Source organism: Shimia abyssi, assembly GCF_003014475.1.
Classification (GTDB): domain Bacteria; phylum Pseudomonadota; class Alphaproteobacteria; order Rhodobacterales; family Rhodobacteraceae; genus Shimia; species Shimia abyssi.
In genome coordinates this window covers 273,027-291,663 of record NZ_PYGJ01000001.1, presented here as the reverse complement: position 1 = coordinate 291,663, position 18,637 = coordinate 273,027, and the positions used below count along the sequence as shown (strand labels likewise).

Annotated in this window: 23 protein-coding genes; all 23 read left to right on the top strand. The window is 58.6% G+C overall.

Annotated elements, in window-relative coordinates; all coding sequences use genetic code 11:
* The first annotated feature begins 26 nt into the window (after positions 1–26).
* The 23 genes from CLV88_RS01460 (at position 27) to CLV88_RS01350 (ending at position 18,600) form a co-directional block, all read left to right on the top strand.
* Entirely contained in the window at positions 27–257 is a 231-nt protein-coding gene (locus CLV88_RS01460; RefSeq protein WP_133169900.1) for a hypothetical protein, read from the top strand.
* Positions 254–1,861, top strand: coding sequence for a carboxyl transferase domain-containing protein (locus CLV88_RS01455; RefSeq protein WP_106606586.1), 1,608 nt, complete (start codon positions 254–256; stop codon positions 1,859–1,861). Before CLV88_RS01460 ends, CLV88_RS01455 begins: the two co-directional genes overlap by 4 nt.
* A complete protein-coding gene (locus tag CLV88_RS01450; protein ID WP_106606585.1) occupies positions 1,861–2,160 on the top strand; it encodes a hypothetical protein in 300 nt (99 codons plus the stop codon). Before CLV88_RS01455 ends, CLV88_RS01450 begins: the two co-directional genes overlap by 1 nt.
* Before the next feature lie 123 nt (positions 2,161–2,283).
* Positions 2,284–4,221 (top strand): acetyl-CoA carboxylase biotin carboxylase subunit, encoded by a 1,938-nt coding sequence (locus CLV88_RS01445; protein WP_106606584.1) that lies wholly within the window; start codon positions 2,284–2,286, stop codon positions 4,219–4,221.
* 1 nt (position 4,222) lies between these two features.
* A complete protein-coding gene (locus CLV88_RS01440) occupies positions 4,223–5,074 on the top strand; it encodes a hydroxymethylglutaryl-CoA lyase (RefSeq protein ID WP_106606583.1) in 852 nt (283 codons plus the stop codon).
* An 11-nt stretch (positions 5,075–5,085) separates the two neighbouring features.
* Positions 5,086–5,865 (top strand): crotonase/enoyl-CoA hydratase family protein, encoded by a 780-nt coding sequence (locus CLV88_RS01435; RefSeq protein WP_106606582.1) that lies wholly within the window; start codon positions 5,086–5,088, stop codon positions 5,863–5,865.
* Positions 5,866–5,940: 75 nt separating this feature from the next.
* Positions 5,941–6,357, top strand: a complete 417-nt coding sequence (locus CLV88_RS01430) for a VOC family protein (protein WP_106606581.1) — start codon at positions 5,941–5,943, stop codon at positions 6,355–6,357.
* Positions 6,358–6,823: 466 nt separating this feature from the next.
* Positions 6,824–7,189, top strand: a complete 366-nt coding sequence (locus CLV88_RS01425) for an NADH-quinone oxidoreductase subunit A (protein ID WP_106606580.1) — start codon at positions 6,824–6,826, stop codon at positions 7,187–7,189.
* Positions 7,180–7,713, top strand: coding sequence for a NuoB/complex I 20 kDa subunit family protein (locus tag CLV88_RS01420; RefSeq protein ID WP_207797000.1), 534 nt, complete (start codon positions 7,180–7,182; stop codon positions 7,711–7,713). Before CLV88_RS01425 ends, CLV88_RS01420 begins: the two co-directional genes overlap by 10 nt.
* Complete coding sequence (locus tag CLV88_RS01415) at positions 7,710–8,315, top strand: NADH-quinone oxidoreductase subunit C (RefSeq protein WP_106606578.1); 606 nt, start codon at positions 7,710–7,712, stop codon at positions 8,313–8,315. The genes CLV88_RS01420 and CLV88_RS01415 overlap by 4 nt, the downstream gene beginning before the upstream one ends.
* Complete coding sequence (locus tag CLV88_RS01410; RefSeq protein ID WP_106606577.1) at positions 8,312–8,692, top strand: nuclear transport factor 2 family protein; 381 nt, start codon at positions 8,312–8,314, stop codon at positions 8,690–8,692. Before CLV88_RS01415 ends, CLV88_RS01410 begins: the two co-directional genes overlap by 4 nt.
* A 9-nt stretch (positions 8,693–8,701) precedes the next feature.
* Positions 8,702–9,925, top strand: coding sequence for an NADH-quinone oxidoreductase subunit D (locus CLV88_RS01405; RefSeq protein ID WP_207797010.1), 1,224 nt, complete (start codon positions 8,702–8,704; stop codon positions 9,923–9,925).
* Positions 9,925–11,202: an NADH-quinone oxidoreductase subunit E gene (locus CLV88_RS01400; protein WP_106606575.1), complete on the top strand. Its 1,278-nt coding sequence runs from the start codon at positions 9,925–9,927 to the stop codon at positions 11,200–11,202. The genes CLV88_RS01405 and CLV88_RS01400 overlap by 1 nt, the downstream gene beginning before the upstream one ends.
* Positions 11,203–11,205: 3 nt before the next feature.
* Positions 11,206–11,430, top strand: a complete 225-nt coding sequence (locus CLV88_RS01395; protein ID WP_106606574.1) for a DUF5337 domain-containing protein — start codon at positions 11,206–11,208, stop codon at positions 11,428–11,430.
* Positions 11,431–11,434: 4 nt separating this feature from the next.
* A complete protein-coding gene (gene nuoF / locus CLV88_RS01390) occupies positions 11,435–12,730 on the top strand; it encodes an NADH-quinone oxidoreductase subunit NuoF (protein WP_106607050.1) in 1,296 nt (431 codons plus the stop codon).
* Positions 12,731–12,742: 12 nt separating this feature from the next.
* The gene (locus tag CLV88_RS01385; protein ID WP_243403534.1) at positions 12,743–13,099 is read left to right on the top strand and encodes a hypothetical protein; all 357 of its coding nucleotides are present in this window, start codon (positions 12,743–12,745) and stop codon (positions 13,097–13,099) included.
* A gap of 103 nt (positions 13,100–13,202) precedes the next feature.
* Positions 13,203–13,607, top strand: coding sequence for a DUF5333 domain-containing protein (locus tag CLV88_RS01380; RefSeq protein ID WP_106606572.1), 405 nt, complete (start codon positions 13,203–13,205; stop codon positions 13,605–13,607).
* A 3-nt stretch (positions 13,608–13,610) separates the two neighbouring features.
* Positions 13,611–15,623 carry an NADH-quinone oxidoreductase subunit NuoG gene (gene nuoG, locus CLV88_RS01375; protein WP_106606571.1) on the top strand — a complete coding sequence of 671 codons (2,013 nt, stop codon included), beginning with the start codon at positions 13,611–13,613 and terminating at the stop codon, positions 15,621–15,623.
* A gap of 8 nt (positions 15,624–15,631) precedes the next feature.
* Entirely contained in the window at positions 15,632–16,048 is a 417-nt protein-coding gene (locus tag CLV88_RS01370) for a hypothetical protein (protein WP_106606570.1), read from the top strand.
* 6 nt (positions 16,049–16,054) lie between these two features.
* Positions 16,055–17,095, top strand: a complete 1,041-nt coding sequence (gene nuoH, locus CLV88_RS01365; RefSeq protein WP_106606569.1) for an NADH-quinone oxidoreductase subunit NuoH — start codon at positions 16,055–16,057, stop codon at positions 17,093–17,095.
* Between the two features lies 1 nt (position 17,096).
* Positions 17,097–17,591 carry an NADH-quinone oxidoreductase subunit NuoI gene (gene nuoI, locus CLV88_RS01360; protein WP_106606568.1) on the top strand — a complete coding sequence of 165 codons (495 nt, stop codon included), beginning with the start codon at positions 17,097–17,099 and terminating at the stop codon, positions 17,589–17,591.
* Positions 17,588–17,995 (top strand): carboxymuconolactone decarboxylase family protein, encoded by a 408-nt coding sequence (locus tag CLV88_RS01355; protein WP_106606567.1) that lies wholly within the window; start codon positions 17,588–17,590, stop codon positions 17,993–17,995. Before nuoI ends, CLV88_RS01355 begins: the two co-directional genes overlap by 4 nt.
* Positions 17,992–18,600, top strand: a complete 609-nt coding sequence (locus CLV88_RS01350) for an NADH-quinone oxidoreductase subunit J (RefSeq protein WP_106606566.1) — start codon at positions 17,992–17,994, stop codon at positions 18,598–18,600. Before CLV88_RS01355 ends, CLV88_RS01350 begins: the two co-directional genes overlap by 4 nt.
* Positions 18,601–18,637: the final 37 nt, after the last annotated feature.

The following is an 18,637-nucleotide window of genomic DNA, read 5'->3' as shown; positions in this document are numbered from 1 at the left end:
TTCGGATGGGGTGGGTTGCCGTAACAATGACCGAGACGCAAGTCATTGAGCATTACAGCGCGCGCTATGCGGCCGAGTTTGAAGATAGCGGTGCGCAATTGGAAGAGTGTTATGCGGTGCCGGGAAACGGTGTTTGGATCACGGTTATTTGTGGCAGCTGCGCGTTGGGGCGATATCGGGAATACAATGTGAACCGTCTGGGGCGGTTTGTGCATGGGGGCGATATGGCCTGTGCGGATGAGGGTTTGAAAACATGACGAAGATACAGTCCAAAGTGCTGACCGGCTCAGAGGATTTTGCAGCCAATCGCGCCGCGCATCTGGCGATGATCGAGACCGTACGTGCAGCAGCAGACGCGGCGGCGCAGGGCGGGGGGGAGCGGTCGCGGGCGCGCCACCTTAGCCGGGGCAAGATGTTGCCGCGCGACCGGGTGGCCGGGTTGCTTGATCCGGGGTCGCCGTTCCTTGAGGTGGGCGCGACGGCGGCACATGGCATGTATGACGGGGCCGCACCCGCAGCGGGGGCGGTGGCGGGGATCGGCCAAGTGCACGGCCAAGAGGTCATGGTGGTGTGCAATGACGCCACTGTGAAGGGCGGCACATATTACCCGATGACCGTCAAAAAACACCTGCGCGCCCAGGAAATCGCCGAGGCAAACGACCTGCCTTGCGTCTATTTGGTGGACAGTGGCGGCGCGAACCTGCCGCAACAGGATGAGGTGTTTCCGGATCGCGACCACTTTGGGCGGATTTTCTACAATCAGGCCAATATGAGCGCCAAGGGCATTCCCCAGATCGCTGTGGTCATGGGGTCGTGTACGGCGGGTGGGGCCTATGTACCGGCGATGTCGGATGTGACCATTATCGTCAAGGAACAGGGCACCATTTTCCTTGCGGGGCCGCCGCTGGTCAAAGCGGCGACAGGCGAGGTGGTGAGTGCTGAGAATCTGGGGGGCGGTGATGTGCACACGCGCCTGTCGGGCGTGGCGGATTATCTGGCGGATGATGATGCCCATGCGCTGGCGCTGGCGCGTCAGGCCGTCAGCCATCTGAACCGCAGGAAGCCGCAGACAGTGGATTGGGCCAGCCCCGAAGACCCGGCTTATGATCCCGAAGAGATTTTGGGCGTGGTGCCGGGGGGCTTGCGCACACCTTATGACATTCGCGAGGTGATTGCGCGGGTGGTGGATGGCTCGCGCTTTGACGAGTTCAAGCGGCGATTTGGCGAGACGCTGGTGTGCGGCTTTGCCCATGTCAAAGGCTGTCCGGTGGGCATTATCGCCAACAACGGCGTGCTTTATAGCGAAAGCGCGTCCAAGGGCGCGCATTTCATTGAGCTGTGTTCGCAGCGTGGTATCCCACTGGTGTTTCTGCAAAATATTACCGGGTTCATGGTTGGGCAAAAATACGAAGCCGAAGGTATAGCGCGGCACGGCGCCAAGATGGTGACAGCGGTGGCAACCACCAAGGTGCCCAAGATCACCATGCTGGTGGGTGGCTCGTTTGGGGCTGGAAACTATGGCATGGCCGGGCGTGCCTATTCGCCGCGGTTCCTGTGGAGCTGGCCCAATAGCCGGATTTCGGTCATGGGCGGAGAGCAGGCCGCAGGCGTGCTGGCCACTGTGAAACGCGACGGGATCGAGCGGCAGGGCGGCACGTGGTCAGCCGAAGAAGAAGCGGCGTTCAAGCAACCAACGCTGGACATGTTCGAAGAACAAAGCCATCCGCTCTATGCCTCTGCTCGGCTGTGGGATGACGGAATAGTCGACCCGCGCAAAACGCGTGATGTTCTGTATTTGAGCCTGAGTGCCGCGTTGAATGCGCCAATCGAGGAGACACGTTTTGGCGTGTTCAGGATGTGATGAGCGGCTTCAAAGGTAAAATTGAAGACATCTGGCATATTCCCGACAAAGGCGTGGTTTTGCATTTGAACCAAGTTGAGGGAACACCCGAAGTCGGAATGCAGGTTTCAGTTGCTGGTCAAACAGCAAAGATCATTGAGTTGGGTAAAAACTCAACCGATGGCAAAACCATTTCCGACCGGTCTTGTTTGACGGGTCAACCGACTTCAGGATACGGCGCCATTCTGACCGATCTGGATCGGAGTTCGCTGGACCTTGATCATGTGCATGGCACGTGGATTGCAGCAGAGGGGCGATGATGCATTCGGGTTTTGGGAACTCAGAACAGCGTCACATCAGAGGGCCAGAGCCTTCCTTTCGCCCAAAATATCCCGGGGGTCCGGGGGCTGGCCCCCGGTCTTGCCAGATACAAGGATAAACAGATGTTCACTAAAATCCTGATCGCCAACCGTGGCGAAATTGCCTGCCGGGTTATGGAGACCGCCCATAAACTGGGCGTAAAAACCGTGGCGGTGTATTCCGACGCTGATGCCAATGCAAAACATGTCGCCATGGCGACGCAGGCCGTGCATATCGGCAGCGCGGCACCGGCGGAAAGCTACCTCAGGGGCGATTTGATCATTCAGGCTGCCTTGGACACAGGCGCGCAGGCGATCCATCCGGGCTATGGGTTTCTAAGTGAGAACCCGGAGTTTGTTGACGCGGTTGAGGCCGCTGGATTGGCATTTATTGGCCCGTCTGCGGATGCGATCCGCAAGATGGGGCTGAAAGATGCGGCCAAGGTGTTGATGGAAGACGCGGGCGTTCCTGTTGTACCGGGCTATCACGGGGCTGAGCAGGGCGCGGCGTTTCTGGCGGAACGCGCGGTTGAAATTGGCTATCCGGTTCTGATCAAGGCGGTTGCGGGTGGCGGCGGCAAGGGGATGCGGCTTGTTGAGCGGGCTGAGGACTTTGCGGATGCGCTGGCCAGTGCGCAGGGCGAGGCGACCACGGCCTTTGGCAATCCTGATGTGTTGATCGAGAAATACGTCACCCAGCCGCGCCATATCGAAGTGCAAGTGTTTGGCGATGGCAGGCGTGCGGTACATTTGTTTGAGCGGGACTGCTCACTGCAACGGCGCCATCAGAAGGTAATCGAAGAAGCGCCCGCGCCGGGGATGACGCCAGAAATGCGCGAGGCCATGGGCGCGGCGGGTGTTCGTGCGGCCGAGGCAATCGGCTATAAGGGTGCGGGCACGGTGGAGTTTATCGTTGATGGCTCGGACGGGCTTCAACCTGACGGGTTCTGGTTCATGGAGATGAACACGCGTCTACAGGTGGAGCACCCAGTGACCGAAGCGATCACCGGGGTGGATTTGGTGGAATGGCAGCTACGCGTGGCGGCGGGCGAGGATCTGCCCGTCAGCCAGGAGGCGCTGGGGATCAGCGGGCACGCGTTTGAGGCGCGGATATATGCAGAGGATGTGCCTAAGGGATTTTTACCTGCGACGGGTACATTAAGTCATCTGCAATTTCCCGAAGGCGCGCGGGCCGATAGCGGTGTGCGGGCGGGTGATACGATAAGCCCCTGGTATGATCCAATGATTGCCAAGCTGGTGGTGCACAGGCCCTCGCGCGCCGCCGCTTTGCGCCAGCTGGAGACCGCGTTGCGCAAGACCGAAGTTGCGGGGACTGTCACGAACATTTCGTTCCTTGCCCGTCTTTCGGCGCAGCCGGATTTTGTGCGGGGTGACGTAGATACCGGGCTGATTGCGCGCCATCTGGAGGGGCTGGCCGAAGCGCCGGTAGCCTGTACCAAATCGCGTTCGGTTGCAGCGGTGGCGGCGATGGGTTTGCTTGATGGTGTGCAAAGTGGTTTCAGCCTTTGGTCGCCGCTGACTCATGCGATCACCATGGTGCATCAGGGGGATCAGATTGAGGCAAGGGTGACGGTTCTTGGCGCTGGGCGCTATCAGGTTGCGCTGGACGGCACGCAGCATGATCTGCGCTGGGATGGCGCGACGCTTTGGATTGACGAGGCCAAGGTTGGTGCGACGTGGACACGGGATGCCCAAGAGCTGACGGTTTTCTGGAGCAACGGGTACGTGTTCCACGTGATTGATCCGCTGGAGCGCGAAGAAGAGGCAGGAGCGGTGGGCAATGTGATCACCGCGCCGATGCCGGGATTGGTCAAGGCGGTGTTTGCCGAGGCTGGTCAGGCGGTGGTTTCAGGTGATCGGTTGGCGATTCTTGAGGCGATGAAGATGGAACATTCTTTGCTGGCCGCGCGCGACGGGGTGGTCGCCGAGGTGCTGGCTGTGGCTGGTGCACAAGTTGAAGACGGCGCGCCGCTGGTGCGGCTGGAAGATGAGGACGCCTGAGGTGGGGGAATATGTCGAGATATTCGAGATGGGCCCGCGCGACGGGTTACAAAACGAAAACCGCGCGATCCCGACCGAGGAAAAGATCGCGCTGGTCGATTGCCTGAGCCGCGCTGGGTTTCGCCGGATCGAGGTTGCGAGCTTTGTCAGCCCGAAATGGGTGCCGCAAATGGCTGACAGCGCGCAGGTGCTGGCCAATATCGCGCGTGCGCCGGGGGTGTCTTATGCAGCACTAACCCCGAACATGCAGGGGTTTTCGCGTGCAGTGATGGCGCAGGCCGACGAGATCGCAATCTTTGGATCCGCTTCGGAAGGGTTTTCCAAAGCCAATATCAACGCGAGCATTGCCGAGAGCCTTGAGCGGTTTGCCCCGGTGGTTGAGTCTGCGAAAGAGGCCAATCTGCCAGTGCGCGGCTATATATCTTGTGTGACGGACTGTCCCTATGATGGGCCGACGCCGCCCCAAAAGGTCGCCGAGGTGGCCGCCCATTTGCGTGATGCGGGCGTGTATGAGATTTCGCTGGGGGACACGATTGGGCAGGGCACACCAGAGACGATTGGTGCCATGTTGGAGGCTGTGCTGAACGAGGTGCCAGCGGACATGCTCGCCGGGCATTATCATGACACGGCAGGGCGGGCTTTGGCCAATATCGAGGTTTCGTTAGACAAGGGGCTGCGGGTGTTTGATGCCGCCGTTGGGGGGCTTGGGGGCTGCCCTTATGCGCCGGGGGCGGCGGGCAATGTGGCGACCGAGGCGGTTGAGCAGAGATTGCGCGCGCTGGGTTATGAGACGGGTTTGGACACTGCCATTCTGAGCGAAGCGGCCGAGATGGCGCGCGCGATGCGCGGGTGAGGGGGAGCGAGATGTTTGAGACAATCACGGTTGGAACAGATGCGCGCGGTGTGGCGACGCTTATGTTGAACCGACCGGATAAACATAATGCCATGTCGGCACAGATGCTGGAAGAGCTGACCAGCGCCGCGCATCAGCTGGGCACGGATGACGCGGTGCGGGTTGTGGTTTTGACCGGAGCCGGGAAGTCGTTTTGTGCAGGGGGCGATCTGGCGTGGATGAAGGCACAGCGCGACATGGCACCCGTCGCGCGCGGGCGCGAGGCGCGCAAGCTGGCCGAGATGCTGATGGCGCTGAACACCATGCCCAAGCCGCTGATTGGCAAGGTGCAGGGCAACGCCTTTGGGGGCGGTGTCGGCATGGCTTGTGTCTGTGATGTGGCGATAGGTGTGGCTGGGGCCAAGCTGGGCCTGACCGAGACCAGGCTAGGGCTGATCCCGGCGACAATTGGGCCTTATGTCCTGGCGCGGATGGGCGAGGGCAAAGCGCGGCGTGTGTTTATGTCGGCGCGCTTGTTTGAGGCGGAGGAGGCTGTGTCTTTGGATATTCTGGCGCGCGCGGTTCCGGCAGAGGCGCTGGACACGGCGGTGGAACGCGAAATAGCCCCGTATCTGTCGGTTGCCCCCAAGGCGGTGGCACGCGCCAAAGCATTGGCGCGAAAGTTGGGGCCGCGCATTGATGACGCGGTGATTGATCACACGATTGGAGAACTGGTGGCCTGCTGGGAAGGTGAAGAAGCGCGCGAGGGGATTGATGCGTTTTTTGACAAACGCCCGCCTTTGTGGGGCTAGGCGGGTTAGTTTTCGTTGGCGGGTGATGCTGTTTGTCATACCTGAGGTCAGACATATGAACAAAGAAAGCGCGTTATGATTGCCTATGTCACAGTAGGGGCGGATGATATTGCGCGGGCAAAACGGTTTTACACCGCGTTTTTGCCTGCGCTTGGATATGGGGTGGACGAAGGCGCTGAGGGCCTGAGCTTTGCGCTGCCGGTTGCGCCGGGACAGACGCCGGAATTACCGGATTTTTACGTGAAGCCCACGTTTGACGGGCGTCCGGCCTCGGCTGGGAATGGCGCGATGGTGGCATTTGAGGCGCACACACAGCAAGAGGTGCGCGACTTGCACGCCGCTGCCCTTGCCGCAGGAGGCGCGGATGAGGGGCAGCCGGGGTTTCGCGACAATTACGGGCCACGATTTTATGTTGGCTATTTGCGCGACCCTCAGGGCAACAAGATTGCATTGTTTTCGAGCAATCCAGATGAGCCGGGGCGCGACGGTTAGTGTGACGCCCTTGGTCCACGGCGCCGGGCTGTTTGCTAGTGGCTGCGTGTGACGGCGCGGTCAATTGGGAACACGCCAACCGGTTTTGCCCCCCGCGGAGGTAGCTTTGGCAAATGGTCGGCGCAAAATCGCGAGCACGTGGCGCGGTGATTACCGACCTTAGAATTGCTGCGTTGACCAACACTCAGAAAGGTTGACTGATTTCCTCGATTAACCGGTGGTTGGAGATTCTCTGAGTGGGATAGCTACAGATGCGAGTTCATTCGAATATTTGAAGTCCGACCGATTGCCGCAGTTCAATGGCGCATTTGCCTATATAATTGGGCGCAAAGGATAATTTAATCGCATCCCGAAGCTTTCAACTGTTTGCGCTTGGTTGACCCCGACAAGGGGCAGAGGTAAACCCGTTTTAATCTGTCCAGCCATTTGACTGCGCGCTTGATCCGCGCACGAAAGGAGCTACCCCGTGGAAGAGATGCTCAGGGAATATTTCCCAATAATCATCTTCTTGGCCGTCGCCATTGCGCTCGGCCTGGTTTTTATCCTTGCAGCTGTTGTCTTTGCCGTTCGCAACCCCGACCCAGAGAAGGTGAGTGCGTACGAGTGCGGTTTCAATGCCTTTGACGATGCGCGCATGAAATTTGATGTCCGGTTCTACCTTGTGTCGATCCTATTCATCATTTTCGATCTCGAGATCGCCTTTCTGTTCCCTTGGGCCGTCGGATTCAAGGACATCTCGATGGTCGGGTTCTGGTCGATGATGGTGTTCCTGGGCGTTTTGACCATCGGCTTTGCCTATGAGTGGAAGAAAGGGGCCCTGGAATGGGAGTGATGACCGGAGCCAATACGGCGGGTGCGGACAAGGAAGTGGCCACACAGGCGCTGAACCGCGAATTGCAGGACAAGGGTTTTTTGCTGACAACCGCTGAGGACCTGATCAACTGGGGCCGCACCGGATCTTTGCATTGGATGACCTTTGGTCTGGCGTGCTGCGCGGTCGAGATGATCCATACCTCGATGCCACGTTATGACCTTGAGCGGTTTGGTACCGCGCCGCGTGCCAGCCCGCGCCAGTCGGACGTGATGATCGTGGCCGGGACGCTGACCAACAAGATGGCTCCGGCACTGCGCAAAGTGTATGACCAGATGCCAGAGCCGCGCTATGTGATCTCGATGGGATCCTGTGCCAATGGCGGCGGGTATTACCACTATTCCTATAGTGTTGTGCGCGGATGTGACCGGATCGTGCCGGTGGACATCTATGTGCCCGGCTGCCCGCCCACCGCAGAGGCGCTGCTCTATGGGATCATGCAGTTGCAACGCAAGATCCGTCGCACGGGGACGATTGAAAGATGAGCGAAGCACTTAAGGAACTGGGCGCGCATATCGAGCTCAAACGCCCCGATTGCGTGCTAGGCTGGGATGTCAGCTTTGGCGAGTTGAATATGGACGTGACTCTGGGTCATTTTACCGAGTTTGTCGAGTTTCTGAAAAACGACCCGACCTGCAAATTCTCGACCCTTGTGGACATTACGGCGGTGGATCATCCCGAACGTCCCAAACGGTTTACGGTCGTGTATCACCTATTGTCGATGTATCAAAACCATCGCATCCGCCTTCGCGTGGCCATTCGCGAAGACGAGATGGTGCCGTCGATCACATCTGTGCACCCTTGTGCCAACTGGCCGGAGCGCGAAACGTTCGACATGTTCGGGATTATCTTTACCGACCACCCGGACCTGCGTCGTTTGCTGACGGACTATGGTTTCCGTGGGCACCCGCTGCGCAAGGATTTCCCGACCACGGGTTATACCGAAGTGCGCTATGACGAGGTTCAGAAGCGCGTGGTGTATGAACCCGTGTCGCTGCCACAGGATTATCGCCAGTTTGATTTCATGTCGCCGTGGGAGGGTGCGGAATACATCCTGCCGGGTGATGAGAAGGGGGAGGCGAAGTGAGCGGCGTTTCCGCATATCAGGGCGTTTTGGCTCGTGCCGTGGAATATGGCGAAGCGGTCTATTTTGCGCGGGCGGATGTCTTTGAAGAGATGTGTCACGAGCGCTTTCAGATGACGCTGGTTGAAGAGCATGGCGAGACGTTTTGGGACAAAGCGAGCTACCTTGAACGCGTGCGTGGCCGCACCGCATTCAAGGGCGATGCATCGTTTGAGGTCCTGTCCATTGACGTGGCTGGCCCAATTGCGCGGGTACATCTGTGGGTCGATGTGCCGCCTCTGCGTTACGAGGATCATTTGGGATTTGTGCAGGTCGATGGCGCATGGAAATTGCTTACAAAAGTGTTTCGCACAGCGGCCCGGCTGGACGAAGAGGAGTAAGGGACGATGATGGACGGCTCCAGATATGATGACGGCAGCACCGATGCGCTGTCTGGCGAACAGAAGATCCGCAACTTCAACATCAACTTTGGCCCGCAGCACCCGGCGGCACACGGCGTGCTGCGTCTGGTGCTTGAACTGGACGGCGAGATCGTAGAGCGCTGTGACCCGCATGTGGGTCTCTTGCATCGCGGCACCGAAAAGCTGATGGAGAGCCGCACCTATTTGCAGAACCTGCCGTATCTTGATCGCCTTGATTACGTGGCGCCGATGAATCAGGAACATGCGTGGTGTCTGGCGATTGAAAAGATGACCGGCACCGAGGTGCCGCGTCGTGGCTCGTTGATCCGGGTGCTATATTCCGAGATTGGCCGGGTGCTGAACCACCTGATGAACGTGTGTTCGCAGGCGATGGATGTTGGCGCGCTGACGCCGAACCTCTGGGGGTTCGAAGAACGCGAAAAGCTGATGATCTTTTACGAGCGGGCTTGCGGTGCGCGTTTGCACTCGAACTATTTCCGCCCCGGTGGTGTGCATCAGGATCTGCCCGATGCGCTGTTGGACGATATCGAGGAATGGGCGCTTGGCTTCCCTGAAATTCTGGATGACATCGAAACACTGCTGACCGAGAACCGCGTGTTCAAACAGCGCAATGTGGATATTGCGGTGGTGGACGTGGATACGGCGCTGGAGCATGGTTATTCCGGTGTCATGCTGCGCTCGACAGGGCTGGCATGGGATTTGCGCCGCTCGCAACCCTATGAGTGTTACGATGAGTTCGATTTTAAGGTGCCGGTGGGCAAGAATGGCGATTGTTATGATCGCTATCTGATGCGCTTGGCCGAGATGCGCGAGTCGACCAACATTATCCGACAGGCGATTGTGAAGCTGCGCGAAGCCACCGGCGACGTGATGACACGCGGTAAGCTGAGCCCGCCTAAGCGCGGCGAGATGAAAACCTCGATGGAAGCGCTGATCCATCACTTCAAACTTTATACCGAAGGGTTTCACGTGCCTGAGGGCGAGGTTTACGCCTGTGTGGAGGCACCCAAAGGGGAATTTGGGGTGTATATCGTCGGCGATGGCACCAACCGGCCGTATCGCGCCAAGCTGCGCGCGCCGGGCTATATGCACCTGCAATCGCTTGATCACATCACCTGTGGCCACCAGTTGGCCGACGTGGCCGCGATTATTGGCACCATTGATATCGTGTTTGGGGAGATCGACCGCTAATGCTTCGTCGTCTGTATCACGAACAACCCGAAAGCTTTGCCTATACGCCTGCCAATCAGGCCTGGGCTGAAGGGCAGATTACCAAGTATCCTGAGGGGCGTCAGGCCAGCGCGGTAATCCCGCTGTTGTGGCGAGCGCAGGAGCAGGAGGGCTGGCTGAGCAAGCCGGCGCTGGAATATGTCGCGGACCTGTTGGGCATGGCCTATATCCGTGTGCTTGAGGTGGCGTCGTTCTACTTTATGTTCCAGATGCAACCGGTTGGGTCGGTGGCGCATATCCAGATTTGCGGGACGACGTCTTGCATGATCTGTGGGGCCGAAGATCTGATTGCGGTGTGCAAGGACAAGATTGCTGGCAAGCCGCATGAATTGTCGGCGGATGGCAAGTTTTCCTGGGAAGAGGTTGAGTGTCTGGGCGCGTGTACCAATGCGCCGATGGCACAGATCGGCAAGGATTACTTTGAGGATCTGACCGCCGAAGGGTTTGCCGCGATGCTGGACGAGATGGCGGCTGGCAAGGTGCAGACGCCGGGTCCGCAGAACGGGCGGTATGCGTCCGAGCCGCTGAGCGGGCTGACCAGTCTCAAGGAATATGACAGCGGGCACACGCAGTTTAACGCGTCGGTGCAGCTGGCCAAGGATATTGGTGATACGATCAAGCGGATTGATGGCACCGAAGTGCCGCTGCGCACCCCTTGGGTGGACGCGGACGGCAAGGTGGCTGGTCGCGAGGCCGAGGCCAACCCGCCAGCCGAGCCGCCCGCGCCCAAACCAGCTGTGAAACAAGCGGAAGAGGCCAAGAAGGTTGAAAAGCCTGTTGAAAAGGCCCCTGAGCCCGCTAAAGCCGAACCGGTCAAAGCTGCGCCCGCAGCAGAAGCACCTGCGAAGCCGGTGATCAAGCCGTCCACCGCACTGCCCGGCGAGGCCGAGCTGGCCGAGAAGAAAGGCGAGTGGAAATACGAGGGCGACACGGCCGAGGAGGGCGCGCAAGCGACCGAGGAGGCACCCGCCGTAGCAACACCCGCCGCACCGGATGATCTGAAACAGCTCAAAGGCGTTGGTCCCAAGCTGGAAGAAAAGCTGCATGCCGCTGGTGTGACCACCTTTGCCCAGATTGCGGCTTGGGGGGCGGATGACATTGCCGAGATGGACGACAAGCTGTCGTTCAAGGGGCGGATCGAACGCGATGGCTGGGTTGAACAGGCCAAGACATTGGCCGCCGGAAAAGAAACAGAGTTTTCAAAGCGCGTCGCCAAGGGTGGCGTCTACGAGGACTAAGAGATGAAGACTGAGCAGAACGATCAGCAGGCAAAACGGGGGCGCACGGTTGCCCTTGTGATTGCCGGAACCATGCTGATCTGGATGGCGGCTCAGTTTTTGGGAAAACAGGCGGGATTGCCAGGGCGCTATGCGCTTTTGTTCGATTTCGCTGCAATGGCTGCGCTGATCTGGGCGTTGGTCAACATCTACCAGATCTGGCGCGCGCGTCAGAAAGATGAAGGGTAACGGGATGCTCAAAGATCAGGACCGTATCTTTACGAACCTTTACGGCATGCATGATCGCACGCTGAAAGGTGCGATTGCGCGAGGTCATTGGGATGGCACGGCCAAGATCATCCAAGAGGGGCGCGGTGCCATCATCGACAAGATGAAGGCGTCGGGCCTGCGTGGTCGGGGCGGGGCGGGCTTTCCGACCGGTCTCAAGTGGTCGTTCATGCCCAAAGAGAGCGACGGGCGCCCGGCGTATCTGGTGATCAACGCGGATGAATCCGAACCCGGCACCTGTAAAGACCGCGAGATCATGCGCCATGATCCGCATACGCTGATCGAGGGCGCGCTGATCGCGTCTTTCGCGATGAATGCGCATACCTGCTATATCTACATCCGTGGTGAATACATCCGCGAGCGCGAGGCTTTGCAGGCGGCGATTGACGAAGCCTATGACACGGGCATGATCGGCAAGAATGCCGCTGGATCGGGCTGGGATTTTGATGTGTTCCTGCATCACGGGGCCGGGGCCTATATCTGTGGTGAGGAAACCGCGCTGCTGGAAAGTCTTGAGGGCAAAAAGGGGATGCCGCGCATGAAGCCGCCATTTCCGGCGGGGGCGGGGCTTTATGGATGTCCGACCACGGTGAACAACGTGGAATCCATTGCTGTTGTACCCACCATCCTGCGTCGTGGACCGGAATGGTTTGCGAGCTTTGGTCGCCCCAACAATGCGGGCACCAAGATTTTTGGCATTTCGGGCCATGTGAACACGCCCTGTGTGGTCGAAGAGGAAATGTCGATCAGCTTTGAAGAGCTGATCGAGCGACATTGCGGTGGCATTCGCGGCGGCTGGGACAATTTGTTGGCTGTCATTCCCGGCGGATCTTCGGTGCCCTGTGTGCGCGGCGAGAACATGCGCGATGCGGTGATGGATTTTGACGCGCTGCGCGATGTTGGATCGAGCCTTGGTACGGCGGCGGTGATTGTCATGGACAAGCAGACCGACATTATCAAGGCGATCTGGCGGTTGAGCAAATTCTACAAACACGAAAGCTGTGGTCAGTGTACGCCATGTCGCGAAGGTACGGGTTGGATGATGCGCGTCATGGACCGATTGGTGCGTGGCGAGGCCGAGCTGGAAGAGATCGACATGCTGTTTGATGTGACCAAACAGGTCGAAGGGCACACGATCTGTGCGCTGGGAGATGCGTCGGCTTGGCCGATTCAGGGCCTGATCCGCAACTTCCGTGAAGAGATTGAAGACCGCATCAAAGCGCAAAAAACGGGCCGCATGGGCGCGATGGCGGCGGAGTAGGGAAACGTGAGCGTGGCAGTGAATAACTCTGGCAGAAAGATGCGCATCGGCGTGGTTTGCCTGTTGGTGGCGGCCACGGCCCTGTCGGCCTGTGCGCGTAATCGCAAGGATGCTGTGTCGTTCAATGGATTTTTCTTTCAGTCGCGCGCCGAAAAGGTGTCCAAGGAAGAACGAGACCATTTCACCGTGACGGTCAAAAAGGTGAGCCAGGATTTTGACGGTGCAAAGGAAGCCGGGCGCCATGCCGGTGTGAGCTATTGCATCGCGCAATATGGGACGTCGAAGATCGATTGGGTTTTTGGCCCCGACGATGAAGGTATCATCCCGAGCGATGATGAGATTAACTTTGAAGGATACTGCCGTCCGTGACGCAGTGGGCAACATATCGCGGCTGTTATTGCCTATCAAAGCGCGCATTCCCTTGTGTGAACAGCGCAGACACGTTGTCTGCGTGTTCCAAAGGAGTGTTCTGATGAAAGTGTTTTTGACATCCGCTATTGCCGCGACGCTTGCTACTGCTGGGCTGGCTTCTGCCAAACCGCCGCTGCGTGAGGTTCAGGATTTGAACAACCGGCTTTACTACGGGTTGGTGGCCTATGAGATTTCTGAGGCCTGTCCGGGCCTGTCGTTTCGCAAGCTGCGTGGCGTGAACGAGCTTTGGGCGCTGGGGCGGGCTGCCAAGGCGCTGGGGTATACCGAGGCCGAGATCCGCGCCTTTATCAAGTCTGACGAAGAGAAAGACCTGATGCGCAAGCGTGGCGAGGCGTGGTTGAAGCACAAGGGTGTCGCCGTGGGGGACACCGAAGGCTACTGTACGCTGGGGCGTGCGGAGATTGAACGTAACAGCGCGATCGGCGTGTATTTGAGGGCGAAGTGAGTCATGTCTGACCTACGCAAGATCATCATCGACGACAATGAAGTCGAGGTCGAGGGCGCGATGACCCTGATCCAGGCTTGTGAAGAGGCCGGGGTCGAGATCCCGCGGTTCTGTTATCACGAGCGCCTGTCGATTGCCGGCAATTGTCGCATGTGTCTTGTCGAGGTTGTGGGTGGCCCACCCAAACCGGCAGCGTCCTGTGCGATGCAGGTACGCGATTTGCGACCCGGTCCCGAAGGCCAACCACCGGTGGTGAAAACCAACTCGCCCATGGTCAATAAGGCGCGCGAAGGCGTGATGGAGTTCATGCTGATCAACCACCCGCTGGATTGCCCGATCTGCGATCAGGGTGGCGAGTGTGATTTGCAGGATCAGGCCATGGCCTATGGCATTTCGGACACGCGGTTTAAGGAAGCCAAGCGCGCGGTGGATGATCTTGATCTGGGGCCGCTGGTGTCGACCACCATGACGCGCTGTATTTCCTGTACGCGCTGCGTGCGTTTCACCACCGAGGTCGCGGGCATCACACAGATGGGCCAGACAGGACGTGGCGAAGATGCGGAGATCACCAGCTATCTGAACCAGACGCTGGATAGCAATTTGCAGGGCAATATCATTGACCTGTGTCCGGTGGGTGCGCTGACGTCCAAGCCTTATGCGTTTACGGCTCGCCCTTGGGAGCTGAGCAAGACCGAAACCATCGACGTGATGGACGCGCTTGGCAGCAATATCCGCGTGGATACGAAGGGGCGCGAAGTGATGCGCGTTTTGCCACGTAACCATGATGGCGTGAACGAAGAGTGGATTTCGGACAAGACACGGTTTGTCTGGGACGGGCTGCGCCGCCAACGACTGGACCGCCCTTATGTGCGTGTTGACGGCAAGCTGAAGCCTGCAAGCTGGGGTGAAGCGCTGGCGGCTGCCGCAGGGGCGATGAAGGGCAAGAAGGTTGCTGCGCTGGTTGGGGATTTGGCCCCGGTTGAGGCGATTTTTGCGCTGAAACAACTGGTTGAGGGTCAAGAGGGCAACATTGAGTGCCGCACCAATGGCGCGCCACTGCCAACAGACAACCGCTCGGCCTATGTGGGCAATGCCGCAATTGAAGATGTTGATACGGCCAAGGCGATCTATCTGATCGGCACCAACCCGCGCGTTGAAGCACCGGTGTTGAACGCGCGTATCCGCAAGGCGTGGGCAAATGGGGCCGACGTTACGGTTGTCGGGCCCAAGGGCATGGATTTGACCTATGACTACAATTTTGTGGGTCCGGGCCGTATTCCGTTGAACAACCTTGTGGGCAACGCCAGCGCCACCGACGATGCCGTTGTTATTGTGGGTCAAGGCGCGCTGAGTGAAGGCGATGCCGAGGCCGTGATTGCACAGGCGATGGCTCTGACCGACAAGCTGGGCGGCAAAATGCTGTTGCTGCACACGGCGGCGAGCCGCGTTGGCGCGCTGGATGTGGGTGCGGTGACGGCGGGCGGCATGTCTGCCGCGCTGGAGGGGGCCGAGGTGGTCTTTAATCTGGGGGCCGACGAGGTCGAGATTGGGGACGGCCCGTTTGTTATTTACCAAGGCAGCCATGGTGACCGGGGTGCGCACCGCGCCGACGTGATCCTGCCTGCTGCGGCCTATACCGAGGAAAACGGGCTGTTTGTGAACACCGAAGGGCGTCCGCAACTGGCGATGCGCGCCGGGTTTGCACCGGGTGAGGCCAAGGAAAACTGGGCGATCCTGCGCGCGCTGAGTGCAGAGCTGGGCGCGACGCTGGGTTATGACAGCCTTGCACAATTGCGCAAAGCGTTGGTGGCCGAAGTCCCGCATCTGGCCAAGATTGACCGGGTGCCGGACAATGACTGGAAGCCGCTTGAGGTCAAGGAACTGGGCAAGGGTGCGTTCCGCGCGGCTGTGGACGATTTCTACCTGACAAACCCGATTGCGCGGGCGTCTGAGCTGATGGCGGAACTGTCCGCAGCAGCAAAAGCGCGTGCCAATCAGAAAATTGCGGCGGAGTAGAGCACCTGATGTTAACGCGCCTTACCATTTCGCTGATTGCCACGACCGCGCTGGTCGGGCTGTCGGCCTGTGAACAGTCACAGGCAGAAGCGGTGAGCCGTGATGAACAGGCGTTTGATCCGGTCTATGACAGCGTAGACACACGGTTGCTTGAGGGTGATCTGGTGAATTTTCACGTTGTTATGTCCGGCGCGCGCGACGGGCAGGACGTGTACCAATATGCCGAATGTGCGGCGGCGCAATATGCGCTGATCCGCGGGTTTGGATTTGCGCGCCATGTGCGCACAACGATCGATTCTGAAGGCAGTGTTTGGAAAGGAGATTCGGTTTATACGATCTCGTCCGCGCTGCCACGTGGATTGAAGACGATTGACGCCGAAGTCACCGTTTCGAACTGCGAAGACAATGGAATACCCACGGTGTGAGGACCTATGACTGATTTCTTTTCCACCACCAATCTCGGGATTTTCCTGCTCACGCTTGGGCAGGTCCTGTTGGTTGTCGTTCCGCTCCTCGTGGCGCTGGCGTTTCTGCTTTATGCGGATCGCAAGATCTGGGCGGCGGTGCAGCTGAGGCGGGGGCCGAACGTGGTTGGCACGTTTGGATTGCTGCAATCCTTTGCGGATTTTGTGAAATATATCGTCAAGGAAATCGTCTATCCGGCGGGCGCGGACAAGCCTGTGTTCCTGTTGGCACCGATGGTCAGTCTGGTAATGGCGGTGATCGCGTGGGCAGTGATCCCGTTCAACGACGGCTGGGTCGTGTCCGACATCAACGTCGCCATTCTGTACGTTTTTGCAGTGTCCTCGCTTGAGGTTTATGGCGTGATCATGGGCGGCTGGGCGTCAAACTCGAAATATCCGTTCCTTGGCAGCCTGCGCTCGGCGGCGCAGATGATTTCTTATGAGGTGTCGATAGGTCTGATCATCATCGGGATCATCATTTCGACAGGATCGATGAACTTTGGCGATATCGTGCGAGCGCAGGATGGGGCCTATGGCATCTTCTCGTGGTACTGGTTGCCGCATTTCCCAATGTTGTTCCTGTTCCTGATCTCGGCCATGGCAGAGACCAACCGTCCGCCGTTTGACCTTCCCGAAGCGGAATCCGAGCTGGTGGCCGGCTATCAGGTGGAATATTCCTCGACACCATTCCTGCTCTTTATGATCGGCGAGTACGTGGCGATCGTGCTGATGTGCGCGCTGGTATCGGTGATCTTTCTTGGCGGGTGGCTGTCGCCCATTCCGGGGCTGCCAGATGGCATTCTGTGGATGCTGGGCAAGATCTGTTTCGTGTTCTTCATCTTTGCAATGGTCAAGGCCATCGCCCCACGTTACCGCTATGACCAGTTGATGCGGATTGGCTGGAAAGTGTTCCTGCCAATGTCGCTGGGCTGGGTCGTGTTGGTGGCGTTCTTTGCAAAATTCGAACTTTTCGGCGGTGCGTATGCCCGCTGGGCCATCGGAGGCTGATATGACGGCAATCGACTATAAACGCGCGGCTGGCTACTTTCTGTTGAAGGACTTTGTATTGGGGTTCCGACTTGGCATGAAGTATTTCTTCAAGCCCAAGGCCACCATCAACTATCCGCATGAAAAAGGCCCGTTGTCGCCCCGTTTTCGTGGCGAACATGCGCTGCGCCGGTATCCCAATGGCGAGGAACGCTGCATTGCGTGCAAACTGTGCGAAGCGATCTGCCCGGCGCAGGCGATCACGATTGACGCCGAGCCGCGCGAAGATGGCAGCCGCCGCACCACGCGCTATGACATCGACATGACCAAGTGCATTTACTGTGGTTTCTGCCAAGAGGCCTGTCCTGTAGATGCGATTGTCGAGGGGCCGAATTTCGAATTCGCCACTGAAACCCGCGAAGAGCTGTTTTATGACAAGGCCAAGCTCTTGGAGAACGGCGAACGCTGGGAGGCCGAGATTGCCCGCAATATCGAACTGGATGCGCCGTACAGATGAGTGATGCAAAGAATCCTTTTGAGGCGATCCTGACTCAGTATCAGGATTTGGCCAAGGCCATGAACCCGGCGATGGAATCGTTTACGCCCAAGGGGTTTGAAACCCTGTGGCCGACCATGCCCAAGGACATGATGGAGATGTTCTTTGGCAATACGATCAACAAAGACGGGCTGGACGCGAAGACGCGCCTTTTGCTCACGTTGGCCGGGTTGACCGTGCTGGGCGCGCAGGCGGATTCACAAATCCGACTGACGGTGCGCCATCTGGCTGAGGTTGGCGCGACCAAACAGGAAATCACCGAAGCCATCGGCCAGATGTCGATGTTTGCGGGCATTCCCGCCAGCACCCGCGCCATGGATCTGGCGAACGAGGTTCTGTCTGACAAAGAGGAAAGTGACACATGACCGTCGCGGCACTTGCATTTTATCTGTTTGCGATCTGTGTGATTGCTGGCGGGTTGTTCACAGTTATCAGCCGTAACCCGGTACATTCGGTGTTGTGGCTGATCCTGGCTTTCTTGAGCTCGGCCGGGTTGTTCGTGCTGCTGGGCGCGGAGTTTGTCGCCATGTTGCTGATCATCGTTTACGTAGGGGCGGTCGCGGTGCTGTTCCTGTTTGTGGTGATGATGCTGGACGTGGATTTTGCCGAGCTGCGGGGCAGTATGGCGCAATATATGCCGCTGGCGTTGCTGATCGGGGTGATCCTGTTGATGCAGCTGGGGCTGGCTTTTGGTGTGTGGGAAACGTCCGAGCAAGCCGAAGCGCTGCGCGCGGCGGTGACGCCGACGGATTTGCAGAACACGGCCGCTTTGGGTGTGATCCTTTATGACGATTATTTTCTGTTGTTTCAGCTGGCGGGTCTGATCCTGTTGGTTGCGATGGTGGGTGCCATCGTGCTGACGCTGCGCCATCGCAAGGACATCAAGCGCCAAAATGTGCTGGAGCAGATGTGGCGTGATCCTGCGGATGCGATGGAGCTGAAAGACGTGAAACCGGGGCAGGGGCTCTAACGCCACGCCCAGCCTCGGGATCGCCCGGGGTGCTGCA